The sequence below is a fragment of the Sporosarcina ureae genome (genome assembly GCF_002082015.1).
GTDB classification, from domain to species: Bacteria; Bacillota; Bacilli; order Bacillales_A; family Planococcaceae; genus Sporosarcina; species Sporosarcina ureae_A.
The window spans coordinates 465,648-478,645 of record NZ_CP015109.1; the positions used below are offsets into that span (position 1 = coordinate 465,648).

Annotated in this window: 14 protein-coding genes and 1 other annotated feature; of the genes, 4 read left to right on the forward strand and 10 right to left on the reverse strand. The window is 41.4% G+C overall.

Annotated features, from left to right (window positions below):
- Positions 1 to 58: 58 nt before the first annotated feature.
- The 4 genes from SporoP17a_RS02340 (at position 59) to SporoP17a_RS02355 (ending at position 3,377) form a co-directional block, all read left to right on the forward strand.
- Entirely contained in the window at positions 59 to 925 is an 867-nt protein-coding gene (locus tag SporoP17a_RS02340; RefSeq protein ID WP_083031909.1) for an ATP-grasp domain-containing protein, read from the forward strand.
- A complete protein-coding gene (locus SporoP17a_RS02345; protein WP_167693366.1) occupies positions 922 to 1,707 on the forward strand; it encodes an ATP-grasp domain-containing protein in 786 nt (261 codons plus the stop codon). Before SporoP17a_RS02340 ends, SporoP17a_RS02345 begins: the two co-directional genes overlap by 4 nt.
- A 2-nt stretch (positions 1,708 to 1,709) precedes the next feature.
- Positions 1,710 to 2,627 (forward strand): MBL fold metallo-hydrolase, encoded by a 918-nt coding sequence (locus SporoP17a_RS02350; RefSeq protein WP_083035847.1) that lies wholly within the window; start codon positions 1,710 to 1,712, stop codon positions 2,625 to 2,627.
- 165 nt (positions 2,628 to 2,792) lie between these two features.
- Positions 2,793 to 3,377, forward strand: a complete 585-nt coding sequence (locus SporoP17a_RS02355; RefSeq protein WP_083031915.1) for a helix-turn-helix domain-containing protein — start codon at positions 2,793 to 2,795, stop codon at positions 3,375 to 3,377.
- A 59-nt stretch (positions 3,378 to 3,436) separates the two neighbouring features.
- Here the strand turns inward: SporoP17a_RS02355 and SporoP17a_RS02360 are convergent, their stop codons facing one another.
- From SporoP17a_RS02360 to hemL, 10 genes are all read right to left on the reverse strand, one after another.
- On the reverse strand, positions 3,437 to 4,030 hold the full coding sequence (locus tag SporoP17a_RS02360) for a dienelactone hydrolase family protein (protein ID WP_083035849.1): 594 nt from the start codon (positions 4,028 to 4,030) through the stop codon (positions 3,437 to 3,439).
- Positions 4,031 to 4,147: 117 nt separating this feature from the next.
- Positions 4,148 to 4,459, reverse strand: coding sequence for a hypothetical protein (locus SporoP17a_RS02365; protein WP_083031918.1), 312 nt, complete (start codon positions 4,457 to 4,459; stop codon positions 4,148 to 4,150).
- Between the two features lie 59 nt (positions 4,460 to 4,518).
- Positions 4,519 to 4,773 carry a hypothetical protein gene (locus SporoP17a_RS02370; RefSeq protein ID WP_083031921.1) on the reverse strand — a complete coding sequence of 85 codons (255 nt, stop codon included), beginning with the start codon at positions 4,771 to 4,773 and terminating at the stop codon, positions 4,519 to 4,521.
- 56 nt (positions 4,774 to 4,829) lie between these two features.
- Positions 4,830 to 5,348: a GrpB family protein gene (locus tag SporoP17a_RS02375; RefSeq protein WP_083031924.1), complete on the reverse strand. Its 519-nt coding sequence runs from the start codon at positions 5,346 to 5,348 to the stop codon at positions 4,830 to 4,832.
- Between the two features lie 45 nt (positions 5,349 to 5,393).
- Positions 5,394 to 6,053 carry a hypothetical protein gene (locus SporoP17a_RS02380; RefSeq protein WP_156890509.1) on the reverse strand — a complete coding sequence of 220 codons (660 nt, stop codon included), beginning with the start codon at positions 6,051 to 6,053 and terminating at the stop codon, positions 5,394 to 5,396.
- On the reverse strand, positions 6,010 to 7,041 hold the full coding sequence (locus SporoP17a_RS02385) for a S66 family peptidase (protein ID WP_083031930.1): 1,032 nt from the start codon (positions 7,039 to 7,041) through the stop codon (positions 6,010 to 6,012). Before SporoP17a_RS02385 ends, SporoP17a_RS02380 begins: the two co-directional genes overlap by 44 nt.
- A 20-nt stretch (positions 7,042 to 7,061) precedes the next feature.
- Positions 7,062 to 7,547: a GNAT family N-acetyltransferase gene (locus SporoP17a_RS02390; protein ID WP_083031932.1), complete on the reverse strand. Its 486-nt coding sequence runs from the start codon at positions 7,545 to 7,547 to the stop codon at positions 7,062 to 7,064.
- 208 nt (positions 7,548 to 7,755) lie between these two features.
- Positions 7,756 to 10,401 (reverse strand): valine--tRNA ligase, encoded by a 2,646-nt coding sequence (locus SporoP17a_RS02395; RefSeq protein ID WP_083031935.1) that lies wholly within the window; start codon positions 10,399 to 10,401, stop codon positions 7,756 to 7,758.
- A 53-nt stretch (positions 10,402 to 10,454) separates the two neighbouring features.
- Positions 10,455 to 10,673: a binding site (T-box leader), on the reverse strand.
- Between the two features lie 227 nt (positions 10,674 to 10,900).
- Entirely contained in the window at positions 10,901 to 11,536 is a 636-nt protein-coding gene (locus tag SporoP17a_RS02405; protein WP_083031940.1) for a hypothetical protein, read from the reverse strand.
- 165 nt (positions 11,537 to 11,701) lie between these two features.
- Complete coding sequence (gene hemL / locus SporoP17a_RS02410) at positions 11,702 to 12,997, reverse strand: glutamate-1-semialdehyde 2,1-aminomutase (protein WP_083031943.1); 1,296 nt, start codon at positions 12,995 to 12,997, stop codon at positions 11,702 to 11,704.
- Position 12,998: the final 1 nt, after the last annotated feature.

Genomic DNA, 12,998 nt, shown 5'->3' on the forward strand with positions numbered 1-12,998 from the left:
GAAATTCCTCCTGTGCTAAAATTGAATTATATACAGTATAGCAAAGGTGGCGTCTCGATTGAAAAGTTGTTGGGTTATTTATAATGGTAGTTTGACGAGTGATAAATTCGCTGATCAGGCGCGACTTGTGCAAGAAGCGGCAGAACGTGCGGGAGTGACAGCGAAAATCCTGAAAAATTATGAAGTACTGATGGATCTGCAAAACCAAATTGCCAATGCTCCTGATTTCGTTGTGTTTCTTGATAAAGATACATTGCTTGCGACGTATTTAAAAAATATGGGTATTCCCGTCTTCAATGATCCTGAAGTAATTGAGACATGTGATAATAAAGCAAAGCAATATTTGGAGCTAGCGAAGCATGGTGTAGCGATGCCGAAGACGATTATTGCACCGAAAGTCTACCCGAATTTCACGATTACCGATAGCGGGTATTACGAGCATGTTCTTGAGACACTTGGCTTGCCGATGATTATTAAAGAAGGTCATGGTTCATTCGGTATGAAAGTCTATCTAATTGAGACGAAAGAAGCGTTTGAAGAGAAAGTTCATGAACTACGCGGTGTCGATTATGTATTTCAGGAATTCATCGAAAGCAGTCGAGGTCGGGATCTACGCGTCAATATCGTGGGAGACCGTATCATTGCGGCTATGTATCGTCACTCAGAGACAGATTTTCGAGCGAATATTACGAACGGTGGTGTGGCTGAAGTTGTAGAATTGACAGCCGCACAGGAAACCCTTGCGATGGAAGCTGCAAAAGCAGTTGGTGCTGAATTCGCGGGAGTGGATCTATTATTTGGTCCCGACGAACAGCCTTTAGTATGCGAGGTCAATGGCGCGGCCCACATCCGCAATCTATTGAACGTCACTGGCATCAATGTAGCCGATGCGATGATCGCGTACATAGTGGAGAAGATTCAATGAAAGGTGCCGTCTATTATAACAAGGAAGAAGCGAAACGGAATCAAGCGTTTATCGAAGACTTATTGAAAGAAGCAAATAACGCTGGGATTGAATTAAATCTGATCACCGATTCACCTACTGAGCCTCTGGATTTTATTTTATTCCGTGATCGTCATCCTGATTTATCTTTAGAATTAGAGCAAGCCGGCTATCACTTATTCAACCGTGCCAGTGTCCAAAAAATCGCCAATGATAAATTGCGTACATTTGAACTCGCTACTTTACTTGGTATTCCGGCAGTTCCCACATGTAGGGCGGATCGGTTACCAGCATTCCCTTTCATATTGAAAACACGTGGAGGTCATGGTGGAAATGAAGTATTTTTATGTGAATCAACGCAACAAGTTGAAGATGTGTTGAATCAATTCAATTCTGACGAGCTAATCGCGCAGCCTTTCATTGATTCTCATGCAACGGACGTCCGGGTTTTTATGCTCGGTAACGAAGTTCTAGGTGCGGTTAAACGAACAGGTGCCAAGGATTCATTCAAGTCCAATTACACATTAGGTGGTACAGTCGAAAAGTATACGCTGAACAATTCTCAAACAAAACAAGTCCAAATGATTTCCCAGGCAATTTCAAGTGACTATATCGGCATTGATTTTATACTTCCAACTGAAGGCGGCTGGTTGCTCAATGAAATCGAAGACCCTGTCGGTGCGCGCTCCCTCTATCAAACGCATGATTTCTCGGTCGCAAAGAAATTACTCGACTATATTGTTAAACAACTGGGTGATGAATGATGATACGAAAACGCTATACTAATTTAGATGATGTAGATACACACAAGACCCTTCGTGATATGGTTCGGTGGCAGAAGGAACGCAGCGAGAATAAGAAGGATTTAAGCATTGTGATCGAGCAAGCACCTTCGAAAGAAATAGAAAAACTTTCTACCAATCGATCAGGGACATCGATCACTTGGATTGGGCACTCGACTTTTTTAATTCAGATTAATGGACTGAATATACTTACTGATCCGGTTTGGGCGAAGCGTATGGGATTCCAGAATCGATTGACTGAACCTGGTATAACTCTTAAAGAGTTACCAGCGATAGATGTCGTACTCATTTCTCATGGCCATTATGATCATCTGGATTTCGCAACGATCAGACGGTTGAAAGGAAATCCTACATATTTTGTTCCAGTTGGATTGAGCAGCAAGTTTAAGATACGTGGATATAAAAAAGCAATTGAAGCGGAATGGTTTGATTCATTTGTGCTTGAAGGCATGACGTTCACGTTCGTACCCGCACAGCACTGGACGAAACGTACATTTACGGACACGAATACTTCTCACTGGGGTGGCTGGATCATCGAAAGTGAACATCATGCCATTTACTTCGTTGGGGATACAGGATACTTCCGTGGATTCCAAGAAATAGCGAAACGTTTTACTATCGATACGGTGCTTATGCCGATTGGCGCGTATGAGCCGGAATGGTTCATGAAGGAAAGTCACTTAACTCCTGAAGATGCGGTGAAAGGATTTTTAGATATAGCAGGAACAACATTCATTCCGATGCATTACGGAGCGTACCATTTAGCAGATGACACGGGACCAGAAGCGATTGAACGACTGGATGCGGAGTGGACTAGATTGCAGTTGGATGAAGATCGATTGAAGAAGCTGCTTCTTGGCGAGACATTGTGGATCAAATAAAAAAGCGGCTATCGCAGAAAGTCATATTTCAATGATTCTCTGCGGTAGCCTTTTTCTAGTAGAGGAATGAACCATATTACATATAAGTAGTTCAAACTCCACGGAGCGTTTGTTGAAACGAAAGCTATCTACCCCTATGATTAGTAAAGAGCAGGAGGGAAAACGATGGGTACAAATAAAGTCGGTGAATTAATTTATAGGATCCGTATAGAAAAAGGACTTACACAGAAACAACTGGCTGATCAAATGAATATTTCAGATCGGACCATCTCCAAATGGGAGCGTGGATATGGTTATCCCGATGTCTCGCTACTATCCGATTTATCCGGACTATTAGGCGTCAACATAGAAAATATCTTGGAAGGTGATTTACTATCCAATGAATTCATAGGAGGAAATATGAAAAAATCTAAGTACTTTGTCTGTCCATCATGCAATAATATCGTCATGGCAACGGGCGATATTACAATATCTTGCTGCGGCAGAAAACTAGAAGCTCTTGAAGCAAAGAAAGCGACGGATGAAGACAAGTTAACTATAGAAGAAATGGACAATGAACGGTTTATTTCAAGCGACCATCCGATGACAAAAGATCATTATATTTCGTTTATCGCATTCGCTACGGGTGACCAAGTCCAAATCATCAAACAGTATCCTGAGTGGAATTTCCAAACACGACTACCTATACGAAAACACGGCACATTACTATGGTACGACACAAAACTCGGTTTGTATTATCAATTTATCTAAATAAGATCAAATGATAAAAAAGCACTTTCATCAACGAAGTGCTTTTTTAAACGACTCATTTAATTATATCTAAAAAATTCTACTGTTTGCATGAACGTGATCCGAGCTAATTCTTCATCATATGCGGAAGTGTACGGATCACTAAATCCATGTCGCGCATCAAAAACTTCTATTTTCACATTCGGCTTTTCCAATTTCGATACCACTTCTTTCACATTAAAAGACTTCTCCACATTCGGAAAATACAGCAATGTCGGACAGTTCGGATGAAACTCTACATAATCTCGAATACGTGATCCATAGTATCCAACGATTCCATCTACACACTCTTCCTCACTGCACAACCAAGCCACTGTAGCCCCCACACTAAATCCTAGAATAAATATTTTCGAGTATTGATCTTTTATACCCTTTACTAGCTCTTTTACTTTGTCTGCGCTGTCATCGAAACCCGCGTATGCCATAAAGTTCTTATAAGCTGTTTCCTCTTGAGCGTAATCAAAAGGTGCTTCTAACGGTAATAGATTCGGACAAACTACGTCGAAGTTTTGCTTAGACAGTGATTCACATGTATCTTTTATAAATGGATTGATCCCGTATATTTCATGGAGGATAATCACACAACTCGAAGAACCAGTCTGTATTTTCAACATGCTGCTCAAGACGCTCGCTTTCTGGAAGTAATCGATTCAATAATCAGAACCGCCACCAAAGCAGATACTACTTTTTTCATCCTATCAAATACCTCTCTTCTAAAATGTGCATGACCATTACATCTCTTCCATATTACTATAACTTTCATAAGCAAAATATCCACCCAATAAACCTAATGATGCGCCTATACTAAAGGCAAAGCCTAGGGAGATTGGAGAGATCATACTAATAAGCAAACCCAGTACACAACCTATCAACATGCCAAGCGGTATCAAACTGTCCAATAACGTCTGAGCGCTCTTCGACTTTTTCTTTGGCAACTCTCCTTGTTTTATCTTACTATCTAAACGTCTAATGACAAATACTACAATCAGGCCCGCTATTATAATAGGAAGTACAATGCCAAAAATTTCTAAAACTGCTTGCATACTAGTAGCCCCTTTCTGAAGCTAGACAAATAATTATATTATGTAAAGTATTTTTTCTACTAGCGAAATACCGACTCACAAACAAGACTCTCACTTCTGCTCTTTGCGACAGAGAGAATATCATACGTTTTTTTAGTATACAATTGATCTGAGTCCCATTCGATATTTACCGCAGCTAGATCTTCTGTTTGGTGATGGTCTGTGTTATTCATAAACGTAACATCTGACGGTGAGAAATCATAATTTTCACCAAGGGATGTGTTGAACAAAAACACAGAACATAATACAAATACCAACATATAGACTGATTTCATAGAACACCTCTTTATTTTTGAGATTTTGTTCTACATAGCAAGTGTCTTCATATACATCACTCTCTTGTTTTGTACCAGCATAGCGCTTTCCGTTCCATTTCCTTCACAAACGAATTCTTCCCATCTATATAAGATTCAATATCATCAGGAAACGCGACAGCCAGTTTCTTTTTCAAGTCTCCATAAAGCTTACATTCTTCCCGATGAGCACGAAGATAATCTCTAACAGCCAAATGACGATCGATATCATGATGATTGTCCTGTTGGAATACATGGATTTGATGCGTTCGTAGATTTTCACCTTTTCTAAAATACCGTCTACCTGCTATCCCGAATTCTCCAAGTGCTTCATAACCGATTTTATTCATTGCCATAGTAAACGCGTCTACATTTTCAATGCTCTTCACTACGGGCATTATATCGACAATTGGTTTTGCTGGTAGTCCTTCTACAGATGTACTGCCAATATGATGAATATGCACTAATTCTTCTTTAAAAATCTTGGCGATCTTTTGAGATTCGTTTTTAAACAACTCTGGCCATTTATTATCGTATTCCACTACTTCCACTTTCATATCGTGCCTCCCTCTCATTTTACTGAACAACGTTTAACTATTTTGTTAATCCTCCCAATAAAAGATGGCATTCAACACTAGATATTGGTGCTCATTGCGATAAGTCGTTGGGATTTTTGTTTTAAACGATAGCGGTGTACTCATTTCATTTGCAGTCAATCGCTTGTAATCAAACTCCTCTAATGCATTTTGTAATTCTGCCGCTAGTGTTTTCAATTCCTTACCAACAATTAACGAAATAGGAGTATCAAGAATTGAACCGTGGCCACTGGTCACTTCCTCGTTCGTTTCTATACGAATAGTTTTATACCTAACGTCTTCTCCCATTATAGCGACAGGTGCTAGACGACTTATATCGAGTAAAATACCTCTTATCTCTATCTCACGCATTCTATTTATTTCTTCCACAACGATACAATCTTTTTTCCAATAACAAAAGAACTCTACAAAGGAAGCATAGCCACTGCCGAAATGATTCCATTCCGCTTCGCAGACTACATTGTAGATGCGATTGATTCGATAGAACAGCCGATTGATATGCGCCAAAGTTTCTTCTTCATCACTGCGGTCATAAGGAAAACTATCTCCAATAACCTTCCCTTCGATGAGCATGCGTAATTGTTGATCTGTAAAAATGTAAAACACCTCGTCTCTCATTATTCTACTGAACGCCACTCTCGAGAATCGAAAATGTCTCTTGTTCACAATTTATCTCCGCCAACGCCCCATATGGTAATATAAACTTAGGTTCTGTATGGCCAAAGTTCAAATTATATAAAATAGGTAGTTGCTCCAAACCATATTCTTTCATGACTTGGAGAATCTCTTCTTTATACTCCTCAAAGTATTCCTCATCTTTCGGTTTTCCGAAAATAATCCCATTCGCTTTCTGTAAGATTCCTTGCGCTGCATAATTTCGCAACCAGTAACGAATGAAATTAGGATCAGGCTTCTCCTCTGAGGTTTCAAAGAATAGTATACTATCGTTCCAATACTCGTCTTCAGGCCAAATCACTGTACCTTTCGCAAATTCCAATACTTCGATACATCCGCCAATCAATCTTCCTTGCACAGTACCTGTGCCTTGAAGGAGTTCGTATCCAGTATTCTGATTCATCGTACGTCTCTTATCTTTATTCGACTCGATCCATTCCAACCGCTCACTTGTCCAATTTTCAGCTGGTGGTATCTCACCAATGATTTCATTGGAAAAGAGAGTTCGGTTCACCATCTCAACTGTGTAGGAATCCATTTCAATATTTTCCGCGAAATCAGTTAAGATGGCTGGTCCATAGAAAGACGAAATACCTGCTTTATGACAAAATAGATGAGATATCGTAACGTCGGAGTATCCCATAAATATTTTCGGGTTTTCTTGTATTACGCTACAATCAATATATGGAAGTAAGCGGATGCTGTCCTCTCCTCCGATATTCGCAATAATTCCTTTAATATCGGGGTCCTTAAATGCAGTCATCAAATCTTCAGCACGAGCTTTCGGATTCGCATAGAGAAAGTCGGCTCCTTTTAAACTGTTCGGCATCGGTACAACAGTTAAGCCGAATATCTCTTCCAATCTTTTTACGCCTTGCTCATAACGCCATCTGATTACCGGTTCACCCGCACCTCCCCATGACGGACTCACTGTCGCGACCTGATCTCCACGCTGCAACTTCTTCGGTTTCATTAACATGTACTTTCCCCCTTTGAAACTTAAAGAATCCATCTCATTTGGATCGTTTTCAACATATGGCCGTCAAAGTGATCATCGTATTCTTTAACTGTCTTAAATCCTCTCGCTTCATAAAATTGTCGTCCAACTAGATTTTCCTTTTCTACTTCAACTATAATTTCTTTTATATCTCCAAGAACTTCAATTCCTTTTTGTATAAGAGCTGAACCCATTCCCTTCCCTTGTTGATCTGGATAAAGATAAATAGCGCGCAGTCCGGATTTGCCGTCTTCATCTACTGATGAAAAATCAGCAAACCCGACCACTTCATGATTGAGAACTGCAACAAATAGATTAGAATTTTGTAGACGCGTATCCATCATAGACGTATCGTAAGCCGCATCCAAAAAGCAGTCTTGAATCGTACGAGGAATAATCCCTTCATACGTAGCATGCCAACTCTCCCTAGCAATATCTTGAACCTTCTCGATATCTCCATTTACCATCTCACGTACTAAAAAACCCATATAGCACCCTCCTAACTTTCATAATATTGTGGTTCCAATTATACCCATTCAATTGATTGAATACTATACTTAAAATATGTTTATAGATTTGGAGGGACTATAGCACACGGGTCTGTTTCGAAGAACAACCCCTCCTCAACTACAAACCAAAAAGCCCATCCGACAGCATTACGCTGTGGAATGGGCTTTCAACTTCTTTAATTTCCTTTTAAATTTCTTTTAGTTCCGCAATACGACGCTCAACCGCCGCATACTTCTCCAAATAATCCTTCTCTTTCGCACGTTCTTCCTCAACAACTGATTCAGGAGCTTTAGCAGTAAAGCGTTCATTTGATAATTTGCCCTGAACTCGCTTCACTTCACCTTGCCACTTGCCAAGCTCCTTCGTCAAACGAGCCAACTCTTCTTCAATATCAATCAACCCTTCAAGCGGCAAATACAACTCTGCCCCTGTTACGACTGCTGACATCGTCTTACCTGGCGCATTCACCTTCACACCAATTGTTAACGTTTCTGGATTACAGAAACGCACAAGATAGTTACGGTTCTCTTCCAATACCGCCACTGTCTTCTCATCCTTCGCTGAAATATACAAATCGACTTTACGGCTCATCGGTGTATTCACTTCCGCACGGATATTTCGTACGGATTTAATAATATCCATCAACAATTTCATATCAGAAGCGCGAGACTTGTCCATCATGGCTGCATTTACTTCAGGCCACTTCGCTACTGTGATCGATTCTCCTTCATGCGGAAGGTTCTGCCAAATCTCTTCTGTAATGAAAGGCATTAATGGATGTAGTAAGCGCATCGTCTGATCTAGGACATGTGCAAGAACCGAACGCGTCATTTTTTTCGCTGCTTCGTCTTCACCGTATAGTGGCAATTTCGCCATTTCGATATACCAGTCACAGAAGTCATCCCAAATGAAGTTATATAGCGCGCGGCCCATTTCACCGAACTCATAACGGTCAGCTAAGCTTGTTACCGATTCAATCGTTTCATTCAGACGAGTTAAGATCCATGCATCTGCAACAGATTTCTTTCCTGAGAGATCGATTTCTTCATACTTCATACCGTCCATATTCATTAATGCGAAACGGGAAGCATTCCAAATTTTATTCGCAAAGTTCCAGATTGCTTCTACTTTTTCTGTAGAGTAACGTAGATCTTGTCCTGGTGAAGAACCTGTTGCTAGGAAGTAACGTAATGCGTCTGCACCATATTGCTCAATTACGTCCATTGGATCTACACCGTTGCCAAGAGATTTAGACATTTTTCGCCCGTCTTCCGCACGTACTAATCCGTGGATCAAGACATCTTTGAATGGACGCTCTTCCGTAAACTCAAGTGCTTGGAAAATCATGCGGGACACCCAAAAGAAGATAATATCATATCCTGTAACAAGGGCATCTGTTGGGTAATATTTTTTGAATGTTTCGCTGTCTACATCTGGCCAGCCCATAGTCGAGAACGGCCATAATGCAGATGAGAACCAAGTATCCAGTACGTCATTGTCTTGTGTCCAGTTTTCTGTGTCAGCCGGTGCTTCCTGGCCAACGTAGATCTCGCCTGTTGTGTTGTGATACCACGCCGGAATTCGATGACCCCACCATAGTTGACGAGAAATACACCAGTCATGAACGTTTTCCATCCAGCTCAAGTACGTTTTCTCGAAACGCTCAGGCACAAACGTCACTTTTTCTTCTTCATTTTTTTGAAGATTAATTGCTTGCTCGGCAAGTGGCTGCATATTAACAAACCATTGTGTTGAAAGATAAGGCTCCACTACTGCACCGCTTCGTTCCGAGTGTCCAACAGAGTGCATATGATCTTCAATTTCAAATAGCACATTCATCTCTTGCAAATCTTTGACGATTTGCTTACGGCATTCGAAACGATCCATACCTTCATACTTGCCAGCAAATTTATTCATCGTACCGTCTTCATTCATCACCAATACACGTGGCAAGTTATGGCGGTTACCTATTTCAAAGTCATTCGGGTCATGGGCTGGTGTGATTTTTACTGCACCGCTTCCGAAGTCCATTTCTACGTAGTCGTCCGCGACGATCGGAATTTCACGTCCTACAATCGGTAATGTAACCATCTTGCCGATCAAATGCTGGTAGCGTTCGTCATCCGGATGAACCGCAACAGCTGTATCACCGAGCATCGTTTCAGGACGTGTTGTCGCTATTTCAATTGAGCCTGTGCCATCAGCCAGTGGGTAACGCATATGATAGAATGCACCCTGTACATCTTTATGGATCACTTCAATATCAGATATCGCTGTCTTCGTCGCAGGATCCCAGTTGATAATGTATTCACCGCGATAGATCAGCTTTTTCTTATACAACTTAACGAATACTTCACGTACCGCTTTTGACAACCCTTCATCCAAAGTAAAACGCTCTTGGGAGTAATCGAGAGCCAGACCAAGTTTCGCCCATTGTGAACGGATATGGCTAGCGTATTCTTCTTTCCATTTCCATGTTTCTCGTACGAAGTTTTCGCGGCCAAGATCATAACGCGTTTTGCCTTCAGCACGAAGTTTCTCTTCTACTCTTGCTTGTGTCGCAATTCCAGCGTGGTCCATTCCTGGCAACCACAACGCGTCGTAACCTTGCATACGCTTCATGCGGATGAGCATATCTTGTAAAGTCGTATCCCATGCGTGCCCTAAGTGAAGTTTACCTGTAACGTTAGGTGGTGGAATCACAATCGTATACGGTTCTTTTTCGCTTGTTACATCTGATTCAAAATACTTTCCTTCAAGCCACCATTCATAACGTCCCTTTTCAACTGCCTGCGGATCGTATTTAGTCGGCATCGTCAATTCATCAGTCATTTCAGTTCCTCCTTCAAATAAAAAGGGATACAAAAAAGCTCCACTCATCCCGGTAAAAGGACGAAGGAGCTCGTGGTACCACCTTTATTTATGAACGCTAAATAGCATTACATCTTCATGATTTGGTAACGGTCTTCACCGGATCCTGCTACTACAACTTCACAGAAACTGCTCATAGGGGACTTCCATATGTTGTTTCCAGGTACGTTCCACCAATCGTACCCTCTCTAAAGAAAACGGTTCACATGTACTTTCCTACTCTTCGCATTTATATTCATATACCCATTATTATAAGCGAAACATGTAGAGTCCGTCAACTGAATAGTAGTCTATAAAGAAAGGATGGTGAACGATGCGAAAAGGTTATAACCCATATCTATTGCCGCCATGGCTTCGGAAAACGAGATTTTACTGTAAAGGCTTTATCATCCCGTTAACCGTGTTTCAGTTGATACGGTTACTCATTGTTCCGACGACCGGCGACATTTTACTATTTTGCTTACTCGCCGCTTTGTCTTTCTGCTTCTACAAAAACATTATTTGAATGGAAGATCTTTCTTGTTACATCGTCATCCAGCTCGGCGATGTATAAGAGAAAGTCTTCCATTTCATTAGTTACTTGCTCTACCGCACGGTCAGCATTTGCTAGAAATTCCATATGGGAAGTCGATGCAGCTACGAACTCCGGTGATGCGGGTTCTTCTTCGACCGCTACGGTTTCCTGTACAGGCTCTTGCACGAGTTGTTCCCGTTTCAACTGTACCGTCCACTCTAGTTTCAATCCGCCGTCTTCTTGCGATGTAGCTTGAACATCTTGCACTTCAAGTTGCAGGTTCCCATCGAGTTCAGCTGGTAGATCCACATTGAGTGGCACCGCATATTCAAAATACCCCTTATTGTTCTCTACTTCGACGTCATTAATAATCAATAAATCTTCAGCCGTGAGTTCCACTTGCTTGTCTGCATCAAATACAACGTTTGCTGCGATATGATAAATCCCTTGCAAACGAATCGCTTCTTCTGTACGATCCTCCGTAAACCCTGGCGTCACCTTTACTTCAGCCGATTCAGCAAATGCCCCATACTCAGCAGGGAAATAAAAAGACTCTTGTAATGTCCATTGATGCGTCGTCATTATCGCTTCACTCCTTTTTTTAACTCAGGCTACTATATGAAAAGTTAGAAGAGTTTAGAAGCGGAGTATACTGGAGATAGGGAATGAAATAATCGCTACCGCACCATTTTACCTAACTATTCATTAAAAAACGCCAAGCAAATATATTTGCTTGACGTTTCTTTATTATCGCTTCAATTTCTCAAACACTGTATGGAATGCTTCCACAGTTTTCGCGATGTGCTCTTCTGTGTGTGCTGCTGACAGGAACATACCTTCGAATTGGGAAGGTGGTAATAAAATACCTTCTTCCGCCATGAGACGGTAATATTCTGCGAACAGTTTCAAATCAGATGTTTTCGCAGCATCGTAGTTATTAACGCGTTGATCCGTAAAGAAGAAGCCGATCATCGAACCAGCACGATTGACGGTATGCGGAATATTATTAGCTTTCGCAGCTGCACGGAAACCTTCTTCCAACTGATCGCCAAGCTTAAGGAAGTGTTCGTATGTTTTAGGTGTCAACTTTTTCAACGTTTCAATTCCCGCTGTCATCGCTAACGGGTTACCAGACAATGTCCCTGCCTGATAAATAGTTCCTGCCGGTGCTACATGCTCCATAATCTTACGGGAACCGCCATACGCTCCTACAGGCAATCCGCCGCCGATTACTTTACCAAGACATGTAAGGTCAGGTTTGATGTTGAAATGACCTTGTGCGCATTTATATCCTACACGGAATCCAGTCATCACTTCATCGAAGATCAGTAACGAACCGTTTTCTTCTGTCAACTCACGTAAACCTTTAAGGAAGCCGCTATCCGGTCCTACAACACCCATGTTTCCTGCAACGGGTTCTACAATAATTGCAGCCAGGTCGTCTCCGTACTCTTTAATAGCCAGCTTGACACTTTCCAGGTCGTTATATGGAACTGTGATGGTGTTAGACGCAATGGATTCAGGTACTCCAGGGCTATCAGGTAATCCTAATGTAGCAACACCCGATCCCGCTTTAATGAGCAAGGAGTCCGCATGTCCATGATAGCAACCTTCGAATTTAAGAATTTTATTACGCTTCGTATAGCCTCGAGCTAAACGAAGTGCACTCATCGTTGCTTCTGTACCTGAAGAAACCATACGCACCATTTCGATGGAAGGTACACGGTCGATTACAAGCTCTGCCAATTCATTTTCTAGAAGAGTAGGTGCTCCGAAACTTGTACCAGTTTCAGCTACTTTTTGAATTGCAGATACTACGTCAGGGTGCGTGTGACCAAGGATTAGAGGACCCCAAGATAGAATGTAGTCTATATATTCATTGCCATCGATATCCTTAATGATCGCACCTTTACCACTTTCCATAAAGATTGGATCCATGTTCACTGATTTGAATCCACGAACAGGTGAGTTGACGCCACCTGGCATTAATTCAACTGCCTCTTTGAATGCCTGTTTAGATTTCGTATATGTTTTTTGTCCCATA